We start from the raw sequence: 23908 nt of genomic DNA, 5'->3' as shown, positions 1-23908 counted from the left end.
ACTGATACTTCAAATCCAGTTTTGAGTGAACAAGATTTACTCAATATAGATAACACCAAGTGTGGTGGCGATGGCGAGAAGGATACACCTGTAACCATGCCGAACACAGAAGTTAAGCTTCTTAGCGCCGATTGTAGTGAGGGGTTGCCCCTTGTGAGAGTAGGACGCCGCCACGCTTTGTTATCTTTGGAGGTTTAGCTCAGCTGGGAGAGCATCTGCCTTACAAGCAGAGGGTCAGCGGTTCGATCCCGTTAACCTCCATATGAGCCGTTAGCTCAGTTGGTAGAGCATCTGACTTTTAATCAGAGGGTCACAGGTTCGAGCCCTGTACGGCTCATATTTTTGCGGGTGTGGCGGAATTGGCAGACGCACTAGATTTAGGATCTAGCGCCTTACGGCGTGGGGGTTCAAGTCCCTTCACCCGCATCATATGATTTATTCTATTTTTTTACGCCGGCTTAGCTCAGTTGGTAGAGCATCTGATTTGTAATCAGAGGGTCGAGGGTTCAAGTCCTTTAGCCGGCATCGTAAATACGCGGAAATAGCTCAGTGGTAGAGCACCACCTTGCCAAGGTGGGGGTCGCGGGTTCGAACCCCGTTTTCCGCTTTGCCAATGTACTACGCGCCGGGGTGGCGGAACTGGCAGACGCACAGGACTTAAAATCCTGCGGTGAGTGATCACCGTACCGGTTCGATTCCGGTCCTCGGCATTACAAATATGCGCCCATAGCTCAATTGGATAGAGTGTTTGACTACGGATCAAAAGGTTAGGGGTTCGACTCCTCTTGGGCGCGTAGTCTTTTTATTTTTTCGGGAAGTAGCTCAGCTTGGTAGAGCACTTGGTTTGGGACCAAGGGGTCGCAGGTTCGAATCCTGTCTTCCCGATTTTTTTATTTGTTGCAAAGTCATACGTTCTATTGTATGATTATTTTTAATTAATTGAATATGCGCCCATAGCTCAATTGGATAGAGTGTTTGACTACGGATCAAAAGGTTAGGGGTTCGACTCCTCTTGGGCGCGTTGGAAAAACTGGGACTTCATTGAATTCCTAGTTTTTTTTATTTACATAAATAAATGGTCTTTTATCGTTATTCTTCGAATCAAATATCTAACAAGCGTTCTCCTTTCATTCTACCTATAAATTCGCTATAATTAAGGTCAATATTAGTCAAAGGAATGAGTGGGATGGCACAACAAAATACTTCGGATCTAATTGAATCATATATAAAAAAGATCCTGGAAAAAAACGAGATGATCGAGCTTCGAAGGATTGAATTGGCAGATCTATTTAACTGCGTTCCTTCACAAATCAATTATGTGATCAATACACGATTTACGATTCAACGCGGCTATCTGGTTGAGAGTAAACGTGGTGGTGGTGGGTATATCCGCATTGCAAAAGTGAGAATGTCGGATAAAAAACAAATGCTTGAACGAATCAACTTGCTATTTGGCGAAACGATTAATGAAAAAAATGCCTACGCCATTATTCAGAAACTATATGAAGACCAAATCATTACCAAAAAAGAAGGAAACTTGATGTTGAGTGCGATTGCTAAAAATACGTTGAACATCAATGAGACAGAAGATTATACACGTGCTCGAATTCTACGAGCCTTTTTAGAACGATTAAGCTATGAAGATGGGGAGTGAAATTTAAATGGCAGAAATATTTACAGAAAGAGCACAACGTGTGTTAGAAATTGCCCAAGAAGAAGCAAAACGCTTCAAACATCAAGCGGTAAGTTCAGAACATATATTATTGGCTTTAGTGATCGAACCCAACGGGATTGCTGGGAAAGTATTACGAGATATGAAATTGAATGAAAAAGATATTTATGAAGAAATCGAGCATTTAGTCGGTTATGGTACAGTGAAAACTTATGCAAAAGGTGTATTTCTCCCTTATTCTCCTCGAATGAAACAAATTTTTGCTTTGGCAAATAGTGAAGTGAATAAAATGGGTACACAAAAGGTAGGAACTGAGCATATTTTACTTAGTCTATTAAAAGATGAGAGTATCATGGCTACTCGTATCATGATCAACTTGGGGATTAGTTTGAGCAAAGTTCGTCAGTCATTGAAGCGTACGATGGGTACGGAAAGTAGTACCGGTGGTATTCGCCGTCGCAATCCACAAGAAAAGCGAGCAATGACACAAGGTACTCCTACGTTAGATTCTTTAGCTAGAGACTTAACTAAGTTAGCAAAAGAAAACAGGTTAGATCCAGTCGTAGGTCGTTCAAGAGAAGTCAAACGGTTGATCCAGATACTTAGTCGCCGAACAAAAAACAATCCTGTTTTAGTTGGAGAACCCGGTGTCGGTAAAACTGCGATTGCAGAAGGATTGGCTCAAAAAATCATTTTAGGTGAAGTACCTGAAGAAATGAAAGCAAAACGTTTGATGATGTTAGACATGGGGGCGTTAGTCGCTGGGACGAAGTATCGGGGAGAATTTGAAGATCGAATGAAAAAAGTCATTGATGAAATTTATCATGATGGTCAAGTTATTCTCTTTATTGATGAATTACACACATTGATTGGTGCTGGTGGTGCAGAAGGTGCCATCGATGCATCGAATATTTTGAAACCAGCGTTAGCACGTGGAGAATTACAAACGATTGGCGCGACAACATTAGACGAATACCAAAAATACATTGAAAAAGACTCGGCATTGGAACGACGCTTTGCACGTATCCAAGTAGATGAGCCGACAGCAGATGAAGCGGAAGAAATCTTACGTGGTTTACGTTCACGCTATGAGGAACATCATCATGTGGAGATCACCGATGAAGCAGTACGAGCGGCAGTCAATCTTTCTGTTCGATATATCACTTCCAGACAGTTACCAGATAAAGCGATCGACTTGATTGATGAATCAGCAGCGAAAGTTCGATTGGAACAAGCGGACGATTTGTCAGAAACGACGATACTGAAACAAGAGATCGATCAAGTGAATAAAGAAAAAGAACAGGCGATTCAAAAACAAGATTTTGAAACAGCTGCGCATTTACGTAGACAAGAAAAAAGCTTAATGAAAAAACTAGAAAAACGTTTAGCGATTGAAGCAAAACATCAAAATGGCTTTGCGGATCGGGTGACTGAAGAAGATGTAGCTACTGTTGTTTCGGAGTGGACAGGTGTACCATTGCAACAGTTAGAAAAGAAAGAAAGTCAACGATTACTGGAACTAGAAGCACTACTTCACGAACGTGTTGTAGGACAAGATGAAGCGGTCAAAGCTGTTTCTCGTGCGATCAGACGGGCGCGTAGTGGCTTAAAAGATCCAAATCGCCCGATTGGTTCCTTCATGTTTTTAGGTCCAACAGGAGTCGGAAAAACAGAACTTGCGAAAGCATTGTCAGAAGTGATGTTTGGTGAAGAGGACGCATTGATTCGTGTCGACATGTCTGAATTCATGGAGAAGTATAGTACGAGTCGTTTGATCGGTTCGCCTCCAGGCTATGTGGGTTATGATGAAGGTGGACAATTGACAGAAAAAATTCGTCAAAAACCTTACTCAGTTATCTTGCTAGATGAAGTGGAAAAAGCTCATCCAGATGTCTTCAATTTATTATTACAAGTGTTAGATGATGGTCATTTAACAGATGCTAAAGGAAGAAAAGTAGACTTTAGAAATACGATCATGATCATGACTTCTAATATTGGCGCTACTCAAATCCGTGAGGAAAAAAATGTTGGATTCAACGTCCAAGATATTACTAAAGATCATCAAGCGATGCAAAAACGGATACTTGAAGAGCTGAAGAAAGCTTTCCGCCCTGAATTCTTGAACCGTATCGATGAGACAGTCGTTTTCCATTCATTAACAAAAGATGAAGTCCATGCGATTGTTCAAATCATGAGTCAATCGATCGTCAAACGATTGAAAGAACAAGATATCTTAGTGAAAATCACACCAGCAGCAGTTGATGTGATTGGAAAAGTCGGTTTTGATCCAGAGTATGGTGCACGGCCACTAAGAAGGGCATTACAAAAAGAAGTAGAAGATCGTTTGAGCGAAGCTTTGCTTGGAGGAGAAATCCATTTAGGCGATCAAATCACTGTTGGCGCTTCGAAGGGCAAAATCACAGTAAATGTGCGTGAACCTAAGAAAATAACTACTAAAGTATAATGACAGAGTGAGATTCCAACAGAAATAGCTAAGCCAGAAACCCAAAAATCATTTGATTTTTTGGGTTTTTTGTTTTCCTAAAGAGCTACTTCTAAATCAATAGGGACATATTGTATAAAACAGAAATTATTTTACAGTATCGTTACAATCAATAATAAATGTAAGAAGTATTGGAAAGTTTTCAGAGCTGTGCTACTATTATGGAGTTGTAGGAGGAGGAAATGATGATCGAAATCATAACTACTATAGAATCAATGAAACAAGCAGAAGAATTGCTTGAAGCAGGAGTGGATACCTTATATTTTGGGGAAGAACGCTTCGGTCTACGCTTACCAGCTTCTTTTACAAGAGAAGAACAACGCGAATTAGTTGCGCTGGCACATCGGTACGGTAAAAAAGTAAATATAGCTGTCAATGGGATCATTCATCCTGAAAAAATGAAAAAAGTCCCAGAGTATCTGCAATTTTTAAAAGAAATCAATGTGGACATGATCACAGTTGGTGATACTGGGATTATCTATACCATGAGAAAAAATCCAGAGTTGAACATTCCTTATGTTTTTGATGCAGAAACATTAGTGACGAGTGCACGTCAAATCAATTTTTGGGCAAAAAAAGGGGCGATTTCTGCTGTTTTAGCACGTGAAGTGCCATTTGATGAGATGAAAGAAATGGAAAATAAGTTACAGATTCCTGTGGAAACACTTGTGTATGGAGCTACATGCATCCATCAATCGAAACGTCCACTGTTACAGAATTACTATAACTACACGCAACAGGACGAAAAAAAAGATCGTGAAAGAGGACTCTTTCTCGCTGAACCTAAAAAAGAAGATACACATTATTCGATTTATGAAGATTCACATGGTACGCATATTTTTGCGAATAATGACATCAATTTAAGTAATGAACTCCCACAGCTTTATGCCCATCATTTCCGTACCTGGAAATTAGATGGCGTTTTTACGCCTGGTGAAGCATTTGTTGAGATCACTAAATTATTTGTTGAGGCAAAAAAAGCATTATTAGCAGACACATGGACAGAAACGTTAGCACAAGAAATGACGAATAAGATCAATGGATTACATCCAACGAATCGAGGACTTGATACAGGTTTCTTTTATATTGATCCTGAATCTATCAAGTAAGGAGTATGGTGAAATAAAATGACAACAAAAAGAAAATTAAAACGTCCGGAAGTTTTAGCACCAGCCGGCACGCTTGAAAAACTAAAAACAGCTATCCATTATGGCGCAGATGCTGTGTATATTGGTGGTAATGCTTATGGGTTACGTAGTCGCGCAGGAAACTTTACCTATGAAGAAATGGCAGAAGGCGTTGCATTCGCAAAAGAACATCAAGCGAAAGTGTATGTAGCAGCAAATATGGTCACACATGAAGGAAATGACGAAGGAGCCGGTGAATTTTTCCGTAACCTGCGCGATGTGGGGATTTCAGCAGTGATCGTCTCTGATCCAGCACTTATTGAGATCTGTGCGACCGAAGCCCCTGGCTTACCTATCCATCTATCAACTCAAGCTTCTGCTACCAACTATGAAACATTAGAATTTTGGAAAGAAGAAGGCTTGGAACGTGTAGTTTTAGCTCGGGAAGTTTCGATGGAAGAAGTCGCTGAGATCCGTCGACATACTGATGTAGAGATTGAAGCATTCATCCATGGAGCAATGTGTATCTCTTATTCAGGACGTTGTACGTTGTCGAATCATATGTCGATGCGGGATGCCAATCGTGGAGGCTGTTCACAATCTTGTCGTTGGAAATATGAATTGTATGATTTGCCATTTGGACAAGAGAGAAACTCTTTGACAGATGCTGGCGAGATCGAAGAAGAGTTTTCGATGAGTGCAGTAGATATGTCGATGATCGAACATATTCCTGACTTGATTGAAAATGGCGTAGATAGTTTTAAAATCGAAGGTCGAATGAAGTCGATCCATTATGTATCAACTGTCGCAAATGTCTATAAAGCAGCTGTAGATAGTTATATGGAAGATCCTGAAAACTATGTGTGCAAACAAGAATGGATCGATGAGTTATGGAAAGTGGCTCAACGAGAATTGGCAACAGGATTTTATTACGATACACCTAGCGAAAATGAACAATTATTTGGTGAACGTCGTAAGATCCCTGTATACAAATTTGTCGGAGAAGTTTTATCTTATGACGAGGAGACGAAACAAGCGACAATCCGTCAGAGAAACCTCTTTTCTGTAGGGGATGAAATCGAATTTTATGGGCCTGGATTTACTCACTTCAGTCAAATGGTTGAGATGATGCACAATGAAGAAGGAGAATCCATTGATCGCGCACCAAATCCTATGATGATTTTGACCATGCCAGTCGCACAACCAGTTAAACCTGGAGATATGATTAGAAAAAGAAAATAATTTTTTAAGCAATCAAGCGAAATGAGCATCTCGTCAACAGAATGACTAGAAACGTGCTACACTTATTTTTTGTAAGAGCTGATAAAAAGTTTATTGAAAAATAAGCGGTAGGATGTTGCATCAGCTGCTAAAAGGAGGAACAAGATGAAAACATATGATTATATTGTCATTGGCGGAGGATCTGGAGGCATTGCTTCAGCGAATCGAGCTGGTATGCATGGAGCAAAAGTATTATTGATTGAAGGCAATGAACTAGGTGGAACGTGCGTCAATGTCGGATGTGTTCCAAAAAAAGTGATGTGGCAAGCAAGCACGATATTAGAAACAATCGAACGTGATGCTTCAAGCTATGGTATCCAAGCGGACGTTAAACATGTTGACTTTAAAGAACTAGTAGAGAAACGCGAGAAATACATTGATTTCCTTCATGGCGCTTATCAAAGAGGTTTAGATAGTAATAACGTTGAAGCAATCAAAGGCTATGCTCGCTTTGTAGATAGTCAAACCGTTGAAGTAAACGGTGAAAGCTATCAAGCAAATCATATTTTGATTGCTACCGGTGGCAAGCCAAGCAAGATGACGATTCCTGGCGGAGAATATGCCATTGATTCAAACGGCTTTTTTGCATTGACAGAATTACCAAAATCGACGATCGTATTAGGTGCGGGTTATATTGCAGCTGAACTTTCAGGTGTGTTAAATGGCTTGGGAAGTGAAGTGATGTGGGCTTATCGTAAAGAACGTCCATTACGTACGTTTGATAAAATGTTATCTGATAACTTGATTGAGATGTATCAAGAAGCAGGAATCCACACTTATGCAAACTTTACGGCTCGTGAAATAACAAAGAACGGGGATGTCTACACCGTTACCTTTGAAAATGGGGAAACACTAATGGCAGAGTGTGTGTTATTTGCTGGCGGACGTGTACCGAATACAGATGCATTAGGAATCGAAAAAACGAACGTTGGATTAGATGAAAAAGGATTTATCAAAGTGGATAAATTCCAAAATACAACCGATTCACACATCTATGCCATTGGTGATGTAATTGGTAAAATCGACTTGACGCCAGTAGCGATTGCCGCAGGTCGTCGTTTGTCAGAAAGACTGTTCAATGGAAAAGAAAATTCGTATTTAGACTATGATTTAGTTCCAACAGTCGTCTTTACTCATCCACCGATTGCAACCATCGGCTTGACAGAAGAGCAAGCGTTGACGACATACGGTGAAGGACAATTGAAAGTCTATCGTTCACGATTCACGCCAATGTATTTTGCTTTAAACGATTATCGACAAAAATGTGAAATGAAATTGATCTGTGTGGGTGAAGAAGAAAAAATTGTTGGGCTGCATGCCATTGGTGTAGGTGTCGATGAAATGTTACAAGGTTTTGCAGTAGCGATCAAAATGGGGGCAACCAAAGCAGATTTTGACAATACAGTAGCTATCCATCCAACAGGCGCAGAAGAATTTGTTACAATGCGTTAAGTCGTTAGTATGTTGAGGAAATACTCATACAGAAAAAGCAGACGGAATATGCGTCTGCTTTTTCTGATTTATGCAGATAAACCTATGTATAAAGAACTGTTTCAATGTTATTCCAAAAAGAGGTTGTTGGTATTTTAGAAATTTTAATCGTTTTAGCTTTCGTTTTAGCTTGGTTCAGTTCGATGTCTGTTAAAACTAAATCATATTGATTGACTGTATCGTAGTTTACTTGAAAAATATTATCAGTATATGTATGGATACTATGAATCGCAGGAATTTTTTTGAATAACAGTTGCTTATACAGTGCAAGTGTCCTTTCTTCCTGATAAGAAACAATCAAAATAGACACCTTTTTCTTGTAAGGAAAAACGGCCGTCAGTAAGGAAGGTGACAATGAAATCAATTCTAATAGTAACTCTTCATAGAGTAATTGATTCCGTTTGATCATCATTAATCCAGCATGGTCAATAGCTTGATTGTATGCTTTTAGTATCTGGGGCGAATGTGTAAATAGGATTTCTGATAAAATCTGTAGATACGTTGTTTTAAAGAATTGTCGGTTTTTATTGTAATTAATCAACTCACTCAATTTCTGAATACCATCTTGATTCAAAGAGAAGTCTTGAGATAATGAACGATAAAAGTATTCTGAAAATTGTCGAATCCGTTGATATTCCCCATGATTGCTAGGTGCTGACTGAATACAAGGGAAATAGATTTTTTTATCTAATAGATTTGATACAGTTGTGGTTGTCACATTAAAACCGTATTCTTTTTCAATGATTGAACAAAACACTGTATTATTTTTTATGATTTCAAAAAAAGAAGGATCGCTGATTGGCTTTTCTTTATTCGCTGATAACAAATGACCTTGTCCAATCCGAATGATTGCTGTGTAAAGATAAAAACTATTTATAATAACTTTATATGTACTAATTGTTTGATGTGTTGCTTGCTTTTTATAGTAACGTTGTAACACATCGAATATGTGATAAAAATGGGGCAATTGCTGTGGCATATATTGCTCACGAAACATACTACAGAAGAATTGCCTGATGTAACTTTCATCCCCAATGATTTTGAGTTTTGAGGAGATATGTATGGATAATGGCGCATTGATCTCGCTGAAATAAGTATTGATATTTGCAATGATCCGGCGAATACTTGTTTCACTTAAATATAGTTTATTTGCTAATTTAGATAACGTTGGCTCTACTTCAAAAATCATCTGTAGTATTTGTACATTCGTTGATTGATTGAGTATTTGTTTGATTAAATCTTCCAAATTGATCTCTGGTGGTAATAGTAAAGAAGCTACTTGATATTTATCGGTGCTGATACAAACTGGTGCATATGTATGGTTAAAAAACACAATATCGGTCAATAATGTTTTTTTTGTTACCCCAAGTTGTTCCGCTAAAGTCGAACAGTCAATGGCGGCCATACCTAAGAGTAAAGCTAGTTTGATCTGCCTTTCAGAAGTCTTTTCAAGCATATTTGTTCGTTTTATCATACTTTTCAGATCTCCTAAAAAATAGAAAATCTGTTTTTTCACATCCTTTATTCATATTATAAACATTATTTTATCATACTTTTCTAATTATTCGAGTTTTTCTTTTTATTCTAATCGGTGGTTATTTAAAAGTGAGATTGCCTTCATTATTTAATAAGTATTATTTTAAAAAAAACAGTATATGATAATCTAAATAACTAGAAGTAGTCAATTGACACACGCAAAAGTAAAATTTTCTGATACATGTTTTTTTATTTCTATGATTTAAATTTTTTTATCTAGCAAAAAAAAATTAAGAATAACATCTATCGATGGACTAAATGGTCTATTTCACTTACAAATCTTTAACTATAACATTCAAGCGATGTGATCATTGAACTTGTTTTTAATAAAACAGAAAAACTAATATTAAGAAATTATCGAAAAAGCTGTACGATACATTATAGGTTTTTTAAAAAGAAAGGAGCTTGTTGACTATGGGTGTACTTGAGAAACAATTAGAGAGACAAATTTCATTGCTTTATTTGCTAAATATTGAGTCATCGAATATTAGTAATCTGGCCAAAGAATTGAGTATTACAGATAAAACGATTGCGGCAGATATCGATAGTTTCAATACCACTTGTTTTCCTGCTCGTATTGAAACCAATCAATACAAAGAGGTATCGCTTTCGATACCGAAGAAATTGAATTTGGATGATATATTTGTCAGGATACTTAATAATTCAACAAATGTGAAAATTTTAAAGTACATATTCATTACAGAACCTTCTCTATCTGAGATTGCGACAAAATTATTTTTAAGTAAAACGAGTATTCGTAGAATTGTCGCGAAAATCAATACATATTTCTTGAAAGAAAAAATCAATGTCCAAATTAATTTAGAGAACAAATTAACGATTACTGGAAATGAAATTGAGATTCGACGTTTATTTGCTAGTATGTTCAAGGAAATTTATAAAGTAAAAGAATTTCCTTACTTCGATACGATTTATCAGATGCTCAGACGTTGTTTGAAGGCACAAAAAAGAATGGTTAGCACACCTAAAGTGATTTATTCGGTGTATTATATTTATTCATCAATTATTCGAATTGGCAATAAACATCTTATTCCCGAGAAAGAATTGATCGACAATGAGCAAATCGTAGGTACCATCTTGGAGATCATCCAAAGTGATACAGTCTTTTGTACGTTGATGAGTCAAAAATATAAATTCAATGTCACACAAAAAAATGTTTCCAATATTCTCACTTCCTATTTTGGTCTAATGTTTACAGAGGTCCAACATCGTGATCAGAGATTAGAGCAGAATATTGAAAAATTTCTTCAAAGCTTTTACAGTCTCTTAGCGATTGACATGCCGATCAACACTACGGAAATCGAATATTTTTTTGATTTCATCAATTTTTATAAAGAATTAGCCATCTTCAAAGTAAGCTATGCAGATATATTTTATAAAAAAATGATGGAGAACAACCCTAAGATCTGGCAAGCCTATCAAAAATCTTTGCAAATTGCTCAATTAAATTTTGTCGAACAAAGCGAACTATTACATAAAGAACTATTACTCGAATTAATCATTTCTTCAAATGATTTGTTACGGATGATTGAACCAAAAATACAAGAGAAATCGATTTTATTATTAAGTTCTCAAGAAATTGGCTTATCTCTTTTATATAAAAATTTGATTTTACATAAGCATCCATTTTTAAAAAATATTGATATCTATGAGAAGGACGTTTTTTCTATCGATTATCAATTAATTAATCAATATGATTTGATCTTGACTGATCTATCCTTAAATTTTGATCGGATCACGTCCGAAATTTTGAAAATCTCTAAAGTTCCTACTTCTATTTTTTGGAATAATTTTGAGCAGTGTCTTTACTCTTCTTAATAAAAATCGTTATGTGGGACGTTTTTTTCATCTTTTTATCAATTTTGAAAAAATAGATAGTAGTGGCAGTCGAAACTCAGGTACGCTTAAAGCACCCACTAGTTAGTATTGATTAGGATAGGTATATTATGGAGAAAGTGAGCTGGAAAGTTAGTTGAATAAGTTAGCGATTTTATTATTGTTTGGGGTATATAGTGCAGCATTCAAAGTGTTATCTTTAGTTTTTAAAGTACTTTGGTTAGTCACCAAAGTACTTGGTAATTTCATTGGAAAAATGATCAAAAAAGGCTGGGAAAAAAGGGCACAAAAGAGAGCACTTGCACGTTCACATAAATTAGCTTCACAGCAAAGAGAAAACAATCTAGATCGTACGTCTGTTCATTCAAGCATGTCAAAAGATAGTCGATTGAACACGCGGGTGTCACAAGCACAAAAACAAACGAATCGTCTTGGTACCTATTCTGGTCAATCTCTAATGACAGGACATTCGAGATAATGTAAATCAAGATGAGAAGGGAGTGAGACAGATATGTCTATAGAAGATAAGCCTCTAGAAGATATGTCTACAGAAAGAAAGCTTAGAGAAGATAAGCTTAAAGAAAATAATCAAAGTAACATCAATGAATCATTTCTGTCTATATTTTCATATAACAACGAAGCGACTATCAAAAGGATCATTGGATCGCCAATTGATGAAAAAATAAGAAATGAAAGCAAAGAAATAAATTATGATACGACTTCTAAGGAATTGGTCAATGAGAAGAAAGAAAATATTGCCAAAGAGTTGAAAAATAATGATTTACAACAAGAAATTATTCGTCTGACACGGGACATAGCCACGATCAAGGGGATTGGAACTATCACTTCTTCTGACCAACAGAATATCGATGCTAAGTATATTGAAGATCAAGCGAAATTAAAAAAAGTGCAAGCAACTCTGGAAAGTCATCAAAAAGAATTAAATCAATATGGAGATGGTCAAAGTGTTTTAAAAGTGAATACAAAAGACCAACAAGTTGATGCAGCAATCTTTCTCGCATTAATCAAAAAAGATGAATTTAAAAAAGAATTGACCGTCCATAGAACAGGACTAATAGCAAAAGAAGACGAGGTCAATAAGTTAAGGGCTGAAATTGGTAAAATAAAGAGAAGTAAAAAGACAGTTCTTGAACAAAAGGTCCAATCAGCCGAGGATAAGGTTAAAAAAATTGAGATCGTCCAAAAAGAATTAAAGGATAAGTTAGAGAAGGTCGCGATCAACACAGATCAACTAGAACCTTTGCCTGAGAAACCACTGCGACGTTCCAATTCTTTTTCTGAATTTACGGCAAATAAAAATGATTCGGAACAAATGTTAGTATCAAAATTTCAAGCAATTAGTGCAATAAAAGAAGGATTTCAGAATGAAATTGCTGAAACAAAAGGGCTGATTGATTATACCGATAAGGTGGAAATAGAAGTTGTTCGTTCGGTAGAAGTAAAAGCGGAGCAAGCAAAGGAAGCAGTGGTCCTAAGTAAGGCTGATCGCGAAGCGACTGTTGTTACACCTACGATTGAACGCGAACCAACTCCAGTGATTGCGGAAGAACCAAAAAAAGATCAAGTCGATCGTGCTAATGTTGAAAAAAACCCGCCTCCGATCGAGGTCAATGTGATCGTGAACGAGGCGCCAGAAAAAACGAAGCTACAGAAACCAATAGTGGAAGAACCTAAAAAAGAACCTGTTGTAAGCGAAAATCTGGAAAGTAAAAAAGCCGAGCTTATCAAAGCATATGTCGAAAATCTTCAAGCAAAAGTTGGCTTGATTGAAGCTAAAAACAAGAATACCGATGTTTTATTGAAGCGGATCAAGCAGAGCAATACGACCGAGGATGTGCAGTTTTTAAAGGAACTTAAAGCGGTTTTAGCTGATCCTGAAAAACTGCAAAAAATGACCAAAGATTTATCTGCTGAAAGTATCAAGCAGATGGATAAAGATATCAAAGGCTTACAAGAAGAAACTCGTGGAATAAAAGAACAAACGAAGAAGTTGAGTGAATTAGATCATTCAAAATTAAAACAATCATTTTTCAGAAATTCTCGAAAAATCCGTGCAGCTAGATGGTTGCTGAATCTATGGCCGATTGCCATGTTACCACTAGGTATGTCATGGGTAGGTTCCATATTACCGTCTACAGCTATGGCTGTTTTTGGGCAACAGTTTGTGAACGCTGCAGTTGGTTTTGTCGCTGCTAGTTTTTTTGGGTCAAAAGCAATTATTTATGCGAAGAAGAAAATCCCGCAAGCATTCAATAAGTTAGTACAGAAGTTCCCAAGAGTATTTGGTCCAATTGCTCGTGGATTGTCGAAAGTACGCGAAAAATTACCTTTTGGAAAACAAAAACAGCCAGCGGAACAAATGAAAGAAGCAACGCCGGTAAATGAAAAATTAGCAGAAGGAATAGCGAAATCTGAAGTAACAAAAGAAGGGTTAACTTCTAAGGATCTCAAAGGCAAAGACAAAGTTGTAGCGATGGAAGCACCAACCAAAGAAGGTGCAAACACAGCTGAAATAGAAGAAAAACAATCAAGAGCCAAACGTGCGTGGGAAACAGTCCGTCATGCGCCGAAGCGGATGTTTGATTATGTCATGAAGAATAAATTATCCTTGTTTATCATGTTGGCTGTGCCACTGGCTCTAGGGATAGGTGGAATGTTTGCCCTATCTGCGCTAGTGCCAATGCTTGCAACCTCTATGGCTGCCCCATTCTTGATGCAGTTAGGTGCCGTGGCTTTGATTGGTGTCAGTATTGGAATCGGTATCCAATTATTAGACAAGTTTGTGTTCAAACGAATTGAAAGCCGTGTAGCCAAAAGAGAGGATTTGGCATTTGAAAAAAAAGTTAACGAAAAAATTCTAGAATGCCAAGAGCTAGGGAAGTGTCAATCGTTAGATTCAAAAGAATTTAGGGAGAAAGTATCTGTAATCGCAGGTCTTGATGAAAAAGCGAAAGCGCCTGAGCATGTTCAGTCCAATGAGCAACAAAAAATGACAGAAAGATCTGAACGAACCTCTGAGACGGCGAAAGAATCGAAAGTCATTGAGATGAAACCGAGAGATAGTACACAGTCTCAACCAAGCACCTCACAAACGAAAGTAGAACCAACACCATCGGGCTCGAAAGAACCAGTCGCATTGACAAACAGAGCAAATCCGGCGATCGAACGTCGCGCAAGTTTTTCCGGTACGAGTCCGGATATCGGGCGACAAGTAAGTTTTGAGTCATTAAGAAGAAACTCATTGCAATTATCAAATGAGCGAAATAACCGAGCACGTAGTCAGCAAGCACAGGCACAAATTCAAAATAATAACAAGAAAGCTAAAACGACACAATTATAAAAAATAACTTTGACTGAAAGGAAATAAAAAAATTTGAAAAATTCCCGGCAGCTTATGGTAGTGCATGTGTTAGTAATTGGTATTCTGCTTTATGTGGGTAATCGTATTGGTTATTTATTTTTAGCAGAGAATACTGGGAATTTATCATTTGCAGATAATTTACTAACAGCATTCAACCGAACATTTGAAGAACTTTCTAGATTTGCCCCTCAATTTTCTTATGAACCGACGTCGTTAGGGATAGCAGCGGTTGCTGCTATCTCCTATGTACTTTTTGTCTTATATAAGACGTTTGATGAGAAGAATACACGCCCCAATGAAGAATATGGAAGTGCACGATGGGGAAAGTACAGCGACATCCGTGCATTTCTTGATAAGAAAAAAGACTTCAATATCTTGTTGACGAAGAGCGAAAGCTTATCATTATCAGGACGTATGAAGATTACACGAAACGATAATTTCAACCGAAATAAAAATGTCGTTGTGGTTGGAGGAGCCGGTAGTGGTAAGACACGATTTTATGTAAAACCTAACTTGATGCAAATGCATTCCTCCTATGTCGTCAGTGATTCTAAAGGCTTATTATTAGCCGAAACAGGCAAAATGTTTGAAGAAGCGGGTTATCAAATCAAGATTTTTGACTTGATCAACCGAAGAGACACGCATCAATACAACCCGTTTCAGTATATCCAAACAGAGGATGATATCTTAAAAATCGTGAACAATCTAATCAAAAATACGACTAACCCCGATAAAAAAGGTGGAGATGATTTTTGGGAAAAAGCTGAGACAGCCTTATTGATGGCCATTTTTAGCTATTTGATCCAAGAAGTAACTGCAGAAGATCGGACGTTAGGAAACGTAATTGAATTAGTCCGTTTAGCAGATATTGAAGAAGATGTGCCTGGCTATGTCAGCCCACTAGATATTTTATTCAATGAGTTAGAACAAAAAGATCCGACAAATTTTGCGGTATCACAGTACAAGATTTTTAAACTTTCTGGTGATAAAACGACGAAAAGTATCTTAGTCAGTCTAGGCGTGCGATTGTCACCATTTGATATTCCAAGTATCAAGGAACTTGTTTCACAAGATACACTTGAGCTAGATACAGTTGGTGATGTCAAAACGATCCTATATATCTTATTGCCTGATACAGATACCAGTTTCAACTTTTTAGCGAGTATGATGTATCAGCAATTGTTTGACATGTTAGTTTATAAAGCAGATAACGTGTATAAGGGAAGATTACCTTGTCATGTCCGTTGTATCTTGGATGAGTTTGCTAATATTGGACAAATTCCTGATTTTGAAAAAGTGATTTCGGTTATTCGAAGTCGTGAAATCTCTACGAATGTCATTTTACAAAATATTAGCCAGTTAAAAACCTTGTATAAAGATACGTGGGAAACGATCATTGGGACCAGTGATGTCTTTTTATATTTAGGCGGAATGGAACAAAGTACGCACGAATATATCTCAAAATTGCTAGGGAAACAAACGATTGAACAAAGAAATACAAGTGTCACCAAAGGGAGCAATGGTTCCTTTAGTGAGAACTTCCAGAAGTTAGGAAGGAACTTGATGGACCCCGATGAAGTGGCAAGTCTCAAAGGACAGGAATGTATTTTAAAAATTCGCGGAGTCCATCCGTTTTTATCAAAGAAATATGATATTGTGAAACACAAAAACTATAAGAAGTTAGGCGATGTGACAGATTCCTATATGTATGAACGAAATCTATCTGCTTAGCTAGCTCGATCAATGAGTCACTCATAATAAATAGAAAGCACCTTCATTCGAATGTTAGACTGAGAATGTGGTGCTTTTTATTAGCTAAAAAGGATGGAGCACTGAAAAGAACAATAAAATTTGTCCATCTCATTCATCGTATGTTGAGGCAATATAGAAATAGCAGTAAGAATAATAACATGTAGGCGGTTTATTATCGAAGGTTAATTGTAAATGATAGTTCTGGTCCTAAAACAAAATTCATTTGCTAATAGGCGATTATCCAGTTTATCTACTAAAGGAACGGACCGTATTTATTCTAAAATTTCTAATGGAAGAAATAACTGATACATGGAAACAGAGAATTTCGCATATACTAAATTTAAGAAATAAAATAAAAAATTATTTTTACAAAAAAAGGAGATTAGCAAAATTATGAATGCACAATTATTAGAACAAGTATTTGGATTAGTTTCACAGTTTACATTAATTGGTGGTGGACTATGGTTGATTTGGGGAACAATTATCCTAGCTGGTGCGTTAAAAGATAAAAATGGCCCTCAATTACAACAAGGGATTTGGCAGATTGTTGGTGGTGGATTGATTCTAGTCGCTGCAGGTTGGTTTGCTACTTCATTCAACATTGGATCGTTTTTACCATAATCGTTAAGCAAAGGAAAGAGTAGGAGTATAGCATATGGAATCTGCAATTATGACTATCTTTGAGCAAATCATGACCTTTCTTAATGGGGACGATCTAAAAAATGTTTTAGGAATGGATTTACGAAGTTACATATATGATGCCTACAGTTTAGTGGAACGACTACAGCAACACGTAGTTGGGCCACTTGCTTTATCCATTCTAGCAATTTTTATTCTTTTAGAGTTTCAGAAAATCTCAACGAAAGTTGAAGGTGCAGGCGGAGCTCCCATGTTAGGATTTGAGATGATTATCAAAGCATTGATCAAATTTGTCATTTGTTACATAGTTATTTTAAGAATTCAAAATATTTTAGATGGTATGGTTATCATTGCCGGCAATTTAACCACTAGGATTTTAACAATTGGAAATGCTTCAGCTGTAAGAGATACAGCAGATGCAGTGAGACAAGCGGTCTCTCAATTAAGTTGGTGGTCACAATTAGTCGTATTACTCGTGATGTGTATCCTATTTTTAGCATCACTTGTTGTTCGTGTATTGGTCCAAGTCACCATTTATCTTCGCTTTTTGGAGATGTATATATTTTGTGCAATGGCGCCAATTCCGATGAGTGCCTTACCAAGCCAAGAGTTTTCAGTGATGAGCAAGGGTTTCTTCAAAAATTTCGCTGCACTCGGTCTACAGGGAACATTCATCGCGTTAGTATTGGTGATTTATCCGACGATCTTCCATCGTATCATGGAAGAAGTTGGTTCAGGAATTTTTGGGATTATTTTAGGTTTGACAGTTTACATGATTGCTTTATTGCTTTCTGTAAATAAAACTAAAGGATGGGCAAAAACATTGATGTCAGCATCGTAAGGAGGAACTATGGCAGTTGAGGTAAAGGTACCAAAGGATATTAAAGAATATAAAGAAAAGGTCATTGCAGGAATGAATTTAAAGCAGCTGCTTTGTTTAGCTATTGCAGCTGGAGTAAACGTCATGATTAGTTTGATTTTCATTGCCGGATTAAAGATTCCTATGGAAATCACAAGTTGGTTTATGATTCTTGCATCCATTCCAATCGTTTCATTTGGCTGGTTTAAGAGAAATGGCTTGACATTTGATATCTATCTTAAACAATTTTTCAAATACCACGTGGCACCAGGTACACGAAAAAAGAAGCCTAAGGAAGAAATAAATAAAGAAATCGAAGATGTAGGCGGGCAAGAAACATGATGAAGTTAAAAGCGCTCAAAGCGTTAAAACCAACTAAAAAACCAAAAGATGAGGAGAAAGAATTTATTAGTAAACCTAAATCAAAGAAGAAAGAGGATATTGATCCTTTTAGGGATACATTTAGGTTTGAAGAGATTTATGAAAGTGGTATTTGTAAAATCGATGAATTCACCTATTCATTGACGCTTGAATTACAAGATATCAATTATCAATTATCTTCTGACGATCATCAAATTGAAATTTTCTCTCAATACTGCGACTTTTTAAATTCATTGAGTAGTAAAACAAAATTACAACTAACTGTTTATAAAAAGAAACGACCGCTTGCTGATTTGCAATCGGTTCTTTATTACAAAGCAAAAAATGATTTCCTCGATTCATATCGTGAAGAAATGAATCAAGTCATTTCAAGAAAATTAGATGAAGAAAAAAATGGTTTCAAAAAAACGATCTTATTTACCTTTGTACAGAAGCATCCTACATTGGAGATTGCGCAAAAAGAATTAGATATGGTAGCAGATCGTTTTGAAATGTTTGCTAGTCGCTTAGGCAGTCAAGCAAAAAAGGTAGAAAAAACAAAATTATTACATATGATTTCCGAAATATTATTAACGAATGACAAGACGGTTAAAACAGAAGTCGATGAGGTACTACCTGAAGTCATGGAATTTAAAGAAAACAAAAACCACGTAAAAATTGATGATCACTATGCAAAAACATTATATTTACAAGAATTTCCTTCTGAATTATCAGATACTTTTCTTTTTGAAATGTTAGAAATTCCTCGTGAAATTGTTGTATCTTTACATATTGAACCAATGGATCAAGATGAAGCATTTGATTTAGTGAAGACGAAATTGGCTTTTATGGAACAACAAAAAGTGGATGAGCAGAAGAAGGCGTTACAAAGTGGGTATGACTTTGAGATGCTCTCTTATGAACTTTCTTACTCACTAACAGAAGCCAAAGGTCTGGTAGATGATCTGCAAAATAGGGGACAAAAATTATATGCGCTAACAGGATCTGTCTATTTCCATTCACCAACGAAAGAAAAGTTAGCTGAAGTCCATGATGAAATAAACTCAGTGTCTCGTCGCTTCGGTTTTAAACTCATTGAATTAGAGTTCATGCAAGAAAATGGCTTGAATGCGACATTACCGTTGGGAATCAATGCGATTCCATTAGATCGAACACTTTCAACAGCGAGTACCGCCATTTTTATCCCATTCACGATTTCGGATTTGATTCAAGAAAATGGGAAGTATTATGGTGTCAATGCGATTTCAAAAAATATCCTTTCACTCGATCGAAAATTATTAAAAGCACCGAATGGATTTGTTCTAGGAACACCTGGTTCTGGTAAAAGTTTCTCAGTCAAGCGTGAAATCGTCAATGTACTACTACGCGATGCAGATGATGAAGTTATCATTATTGACCCTGAGCGAGAATATTCTGTCATTGGTCAAAATTTCAACGGTGAGATCATCAAAATCTCTAGTGATTCACCGACAACGATCAATCCCATGGATATCAATGAGAACTATGGAGATGATACTGATCCAGTCGTGCTAAAATCCGAGTTTTTGATTTCGTTATTTGACCTGATCATCGGTGGCGCCTTGGGGCTAAGTTCGGCACAAAAAACATTGATTGACCGTGTGTGTCGTCGAACGTATGAAGTGTTGAATGATCGTACACCAACATTCATTGACTTTTATAATATCTTGAAAGAACAAGAAGAAGAAGAAGCCAAGCAATTAGTCATGGATCTAGAAATCTATATTGAAGGAAGTTTGTCGGTCTTTTCTGCAGAAACGAATGTCGACATTACCAAGCGTTTAGTGATCTATGATATCAAGGACCTAGGAAAACAATTGAAAACGATGGGGATGCTGATTGTATTAGACCAAGTATGGAATCGAATCACGACCAACCGTGAACGAGGTGTTCGCACGTGGTTATATATTGATGAGATGCAGCTTTTGTTTACGAATGAATATTCTGAGAATTACTTCTTTGAGCTATGGAGTCGTGCACGAAAATGGGGAGCGATCCCGACTGGCATTACTCAGAACGTCGAAACCTTACTATTGTCCGATTTAGCTCGACGGATGTTGTCAAATAGCGATTTTATCATGATGTTGAATCAAGCGAAATCAGACCGTACACAGCTAGTTAGACTGTTTGATATTTCAGAAGAACAAGAAAAATACGTAGTGAACTCTCCAGAAGGGTATGGTCTTATGGTGTTTGGGGATACAACGTTACCCTTTTATGATCATTTCCCTAAAGATACACAGCTCTATAAGATGATGTCAACGAAACCTGGAGAAACTTGATAGGCATACGGGAAAGGAAACAGGAAAGTGGCTGATTCAAAAATTTTAGACAAGAACAGGGCAGGTAAGAACGCTACAACTACTAGCAAAAATAACAAAAAAATGGTAGTGAAAGGTAGTAAACTATCTTTAAAAAAAGGTAATTCCATTAGTACTTCTCGAAGAAAAAAGCTGTTGAAGTTATTAAAGGGGAACAATCCTCATATCAAAAGAAAATCGCAACAAGCAATTTTTCAGAGAAAACAAAGTAAAAACGATAAAAATAATGTGAATAAGGAATCTTTCGATAGCATCGATAAAGGTAAAACGGTCAACACCCAGAGCATCAGTCGCCGACAAAGAATTCGAGAGAGTCGAAGAGATGAGCTAAAGCAACAGCAACATGACTTAATGATGCGCCCTAATAAAGTCGATACAACCATCGCTCCTGCTTCTGTTACTAATAACAACACAGAACAAAAAAAAGAAAAAGCGAATACTCAAGCAATTTTTAATCAAAAGAAGCGTCATCAAAAGATTCGTGACCGACAAAAGAAAAATGCTATCTATAAAGGATACATCAGTAAAGTAAAGCTAGAAAACCAAGCAGGCCAACAAGAAAAAATTAGCTCTACTACATCGAAGATACGTCATAAAAATCAAAAAAGAGCGTTACATCTGTCTAAAAATGAACAGCTTGAAAAAAAGAAAAGAAACAATAAGCGAAAAGAAGGAAAAAAGAACGTTGCAGCTAAAAGGAATATGCGGGCCAAATTAGATAATATGTTGAAAGATCAAATTTCGCCTAAAAATCCTTTTAAAAATAAAATCAAAGACTTGATTATTGATAAAGTTGGGCGAGATGAAGAGGGTAATTTAAATTTGGTTGGTATGCTTATCACCATACTTATTATTCTAAAGTTACCTATCTTATTGAAATTGATCGTAGTCATCTTGATTGTTGCAGTGGTTATTGCGATCATTTCGATCTTCGTTTCTTTTTGGACAACGATTTTAAGTTTATTTGTCGTAAAAACAGAGTCGATGATGATTACCGAAGCATACAACTATGTCACGTGGTTAGATACTTATAAAAACAAAGAGGTATATGATACGTACAATCGACTAGTTGATGACCCGGAGCATGATGAGGTTTATTTTGAAGTGAACGGGATAGAATCGGACCCAGAGCAATTTATGTATATATCCAACGGAGATAACTATATCTACTATTTGAATGCAAAATTTGAAGATTATGATATCGATAATATTGCCATTGCTACCTATCGAAAAAGAGTAGCAGAAAAAACGGGTGTCTGGATTCCGTGGTCATTGAGGGATAGCACATATGCCGTTTTTCATGAGGCACCACATCCATTATCACCTGAACCAATCAAAGTATTCACTGTAAAAGATGAAATCCACGCGTTACATGACATGGTCTACAACTACACGACCGTTATTGAAAAGGACAAAGAAGTTGAAACCGTTGTGATAACGGTCGATAAAGAAACAGGTGAAGAGCATACAGAAGTAAAACGTGAGAGAAAAGATGTTGCTACCGTCAAAATTAATGTACAAACGATTGGTGAAATGTTCGATTCGGATCCTGAAGTAGATATCTATGTGGATATACGTTATTCAGGTGAGGATGATTACTATGGACGAGTCATTGCTTTTGATGAAGATGAAGTAGATAAATATTACCCAATCATGGAGAAAGATCGCTTTGAAGATAAAATTTTCATGGCTAATCCATTTGGTAAGATGAGCTATGCAAATGTGGTGGATAATTTTGGCTATCGTGGACGTGATCCCAATACGCAACATTACCAAATCGCTTTGGAAGCAGAACCTGGAACCCCTGTTTATGCCACCACCTTTGAGACAGTGGAAAGTATCAACTATAGTTATCAGGCTGGTCATACAGATGGTTCAGCGCCTGTAACGACAGCGATAGAAACGGATACAGGTCTATATTATGCGTATTATGTCAATATTGATCCGGTAGTGAGGCCAGGAAGAACCTTAGAAGCAGGTGATTTGATTGGCTATACAAGAAATCAGTTTGATGGGAATTTATTAGTTGCAATGAAAGAATATCGCTTCTGGCATAAAGATCCTGACGTTTATCCAGCGATTTATATCAATAATTTAGTTTTTAGTACGGATACCAACTTAGCATATATGCGTAATGGTGGCGGACTACGAGGGAATCTAATCAATCCCCCATTAGCCGTTACTAAATGGCAAAATAGAGTTGCGGAACAAACGAGTAAACATGGCATTGAAGCATATACGAATGCGATTTTATCCATGATATGGGTGGAATCTGGTGGAAATGAAGCCATTCAGCCAGATATCATGAATGCGCAACTGGCACTATCATCTCCAGAACGAATCACTACACCAGAGGAATCAATTGAAAAAGGCGTCGAATATTTTGCTTATCTGCTCAAAAAAGCACAAAGCAATAATCTCAATGGTCTGGCAGCGGTCCAAGCCTATAATTATGGCGAAGCGTATCTTGATGATCTGATCAATCGAAATGCACCGTATTCCTTTGAAGATGCGCGCTTATATGCACAAATGAAAAGTAATAATCAGACCATTCCTTTCAACCATATCGTCGCACAAGGATTGGGCTATAACTGGCGCTACGTTTTTGGCAATATGTTCTATACCGCAATGGTTACAAGAAATATCATGGCAGATACAGGCAGATTAGCTGAGCTCGCTAGAAGAGAATTGGGAAATCCGAATGGTGAGAAGTATTGGCGATGGGCTGGATTCAACAATCGAATAGAGTGGTCAGCCGTATTCGTTTCTTGGATAGCGAATGAAGCGGGATACTTGGAACAAGGCCGAGTATTGAATACAGCAAATGTTCTTGATATGAAAGAATGGTTTGAAACGAATGATAAGTTCAAAACACATGATGAAAACTATGTTCCTCAATCTGGCGACCTTGTATTTTTTGACTGGTCTGGTGGAAGAACAGGAAAAGATCATGTAGGGATCGTTGAATATTCTGGCGGAAATATTATTCAGGTCATCGAAGGTAACTCTGACAATCTAGTAAGAAGAAGAACTTACGCTATTGGGAGTAATGTTATTTCAGGATATGGCCTGCCTTAAGAAGATAACACTGA

15 protein-coding genes, 9 tRNA genes and 1 rRNA gene are annotated in these 23908 nt (G+C 37.0%); 24 read left to right on the top strand and 1 reads right to left on the bottom strand.

Annotated elements, in window-relative coordinates:
- Nucleotides 1-60 precede the first annotated feature (60 nt).
- The 15 genes from rrf (at nucleotide 61) to gor (ending at nucleotide 8035) form a co-directional block, all read left to right on the top strand.
- Nucleotides 61-176, top strand: a 5S ribosomal RNA gene (gene rrf, locus EM4838_RS14105).
- A 12-nt stretch (nucleotides 177-188) separates the two neighbouring features.
- Nucleotides 189-261 (top strand) — tRNA-Val (locus EM4838_RS14100).
- Between the two features lie 3 nt (nucleotides 262-264).
- Nucleotides 265-337 (top strand) — tRNA-Lys (locus tag EM4838_RS14095).
- Between the two features lie 7 nt (nucleotides 338-344).
- Nucleotides 345-426 (top strand) — tRNA-Leu (locus EM4838_RS14090).
- Nucleotides 427-452: 26 nt separating this feature from the next.
- A tRNA-Thr gene (locus tag EM4838_RS14085) sits at nucleotides 453-525 on the top strand.
- 10 nt (nucleotides 526-535) lie between these two features.
- A tRNA-Gly gene (locus EM4838_RS14080) sits at nucleotides 536-607 on the top strand.
- A 17-nt stretch (nucleotides 608-624) separates the two neighbouring features.
- Nucleotides 625-710, top strand: a tRNA-Leu gene (locus tag EM4838_RS14075).
- A gap of 10 nt (nucleotides 711-720) precedes the next feature.
- Nucleotides 721-794 (top strand) — tRNA-Arg (locus EM4838_RS14070).
- A gap of 17 nt (nucleotides 795-811) precedes the next feature.
- Nucleotides 812-885: transfer RNA gene (locus EM4838_RS14065), tRNA-Pro, on the top strand.
- Nucleotides 886-947: 62 nt separating this feature from the next.
- Nucleotides 948-1021, top strand: a tRNA-Arg gene (locus EM4838_RS14060).
- Nucleotides 1022-1186: 165 nt separating this feature from the next.
- Nucleotides 1187-1654 (top strand): CtsR family transcriptional regulator, encoded by a 468-nt coding sequence (locus EM4838_RS14055; RefSeq protein WP_010733901.1) that lies wholly within the window; start codon nucleotides 1187-1189, stop codon nucleotides 1652-1654.
- Between the two features lie 7 nt (nucleotides 1655-1661).
- Nucleotides 1662-4136 (top strand): ATP-dependent Clp protease ATP-binding subunit, encoded by a 2475-nt coding sequence (locus tag EM4838_RS14050; protein ID WP_071867594.1) that lies wholly within the window; start codon nucleotides 1662-1664, stop codon nucleotides 4134-4136.
- A gap of 224 nt (nucleotides 4137-4360) precedes the next feature.
- The gene (locus EM4838_RS14045) at nucleotides 4361-5284 is read left to right on the top strand and encodes a peptidase U32 family protein (protein WP_071867597.1); all 924 of its coding nucleotides are present in this window, start codon (nucleotides 4361-4363) and stop codon (nucleotides 5282-5284) included.
- An 18-nt stretch (nucleotides 5285-5302) separates the two neighbouring features.
- Nucleotides 5303-6544 carry a peptidase U32 family protein gene (locus EM4838_RS14040; RefSeq protein WP_071867593.1) on the top strand — a complete coding sequence of 414 codons (1242 nt, stop codon included), beginning with the start codon at nucleotides 5303-5305 and terminating at the stop codon, nucleotides 6542-6544.
- Between the two features lie 144 nt (nucleotides 6545-6688).
- Entirely contained in the window at nucleotides 6689-8035 is a 1347-nt protein-coding gene (gor, locus tag EM4838_RS14035; protein ID WP_071867592.1) for a glutathione-disulfide reductase, read from the top strand.
- Nucleotides 8036-8117: 82 nt separating this feature from the next.
- Here the strand turns inward: gor and EM4838_RS14030 are convergent, their stop codons facing one another.
- Nucleotides 8118-9548: a helix-turn-helix domain-containing protein gene (locus EM4838_RS14030; protein WP_071867591.1), complete on the bottom strand. Its 1431-nt coding sequence runs from the start codon at nucleotides 9546-9548 to the stop codon at nucleotides 8118-8120.
- Nucleotides 9549-10024: 476 nt separating this feature from the next.
- On the opposite strand from EM4838_RS14030, the gene EM4838_RS14025 reads away from it, so the two are divergent.
- The 9 genes from EM4838_RS14025 (at nucleotide 10025) to EM4838_RS13985 (ending at nucleotide 23894) form a co-directional block, all read left to right on the top strand.
- Nucleotides 10025-11446 carry a helix-turn-helix domain-containing protein gene (locus EM4838_RS14025; RefSeq protein ID WP_071867590.1) on the top strand — a complete coding sequence of 474 codons (1422 nt, stop codon included), beginning with the start codon at nucleotides 10025-10027 and terminating at the stop codon, nucleotides 11444-11446.
- A 154-nt stretch (nucleotides 11447-11600) separates the two neighbouring features.
- Nucleotides 11601-11942: a hypothetical protein gene (locus EM4838_RS14020; RefSeq protein ID WP_071867589.1), complete on the top strand. Its 342-nt coding sequence runs from the start codon at nucleotides 11601-11603 to the stop codon at nucleotides 11940-11942.
- A 33-nt stretch (nucleotides 11943-11975) separates the two neighbouring features.
- Complete coding sequence (locus tag EM4838_RS14015; RefSeq protein WP_071867588.1) at nucleotides 11976-14825, top strand: GumC domain-containing protein; 2850 nt, start codon at nucleotides 11976-11978, stop codon at nucleotides 14823-14825.
- Between the two features lie 60 nt (nucleotides 14826-14885).
- Entirely contained in the window at nucleotides 14886-16577 is a 1692-nt protein-coding gene (locus EM4838_RS14010) for a VirD4-like conjugal transfer protein, CD1115 family (protein ID WP_418255083.1), read from the top strand.
- Nucleotides 16578-16991: 414 nt separating this feature from the next.
- The gene (locus EM4838_RS14005; RefSeq protein ID WP_019722809.1) at nucleotides 16992-17219 is read left to right on the top strand and encodes a hypothetical protein; all 228 of its coding nucleotides are present in this window, start codon (nucleotides 16992-16994) and stop codon (nucleotides 17217-17219) included.
- 34 nt (nucleotides 17220-17253) lie between these two features.
- Nucleotides 17254-18078, top strand: coding sequence for a VirB6/TrbL-like conjugal transfer protein, CD1112 family (locus EM4838_RS14000; RefSeq protein WP_071867586.1), 825 nt, complete (start codon nucleotides 17254-17256; stop codon nucleotides 18076-18078).
- A 9-nt stretch (nucleotides 18079-18087) separates the two neighbouring features.
- On the top strand, nucleotides 18088-18438 hold the full coding sequence (locus EM4838_RS13995; protein ID WP_071867585.1) for a PrgI family protein: 351 nt from the start codon (nucleotides 18088-18090) through the stop codon (nucleotides 18436-18438).
- Nucleotides 18435-20777, top strand: a complete 2343-nt coding sequence (locus EM4838_RS13990) for a VirB4-like conjugal transfer ATPase, CD1110 family (RefSeq protein WP_071867584.1) — start codon at nucleotides 18435-18437, stop codon at nucleotides 20775-20777. The genes EM4838_RS13995 and EM4838_RS13990 overlap by 4 nt, the downstream gene beginning before the upstream one ends.
- A gap of 762 nt (nucleotides 20778-21539) precedes the next feature.
- Complete coding sequence (locus tag EM4838_RS13985) at nucleotides 21540-23894, top strand: lysozyme family protein (protein ID WP_373865803.1); 2355 nt, start codon at nucleotides 21540-21542, stop codon at nucleotides 23892-23894.
- The last annotated feature ends 14 nt before the right edge of the window (nucleotides 23895-23908 follow it).

Origin of the sequence: Enterococcus mundtii (assembly GCF_002813755.1) — a bacterium.
Taxonomy (GTDB): Bacteria; Bacillota; Bacilli; order Lactobacillales; family Enterococcaceae; genus Enterococcus_B; species Enterococcus_B mundtii.
Note: the sequence above shows the minus strand (reverse complement) of the source record. Positions and strands in the feature narration are given on the sequence as shown.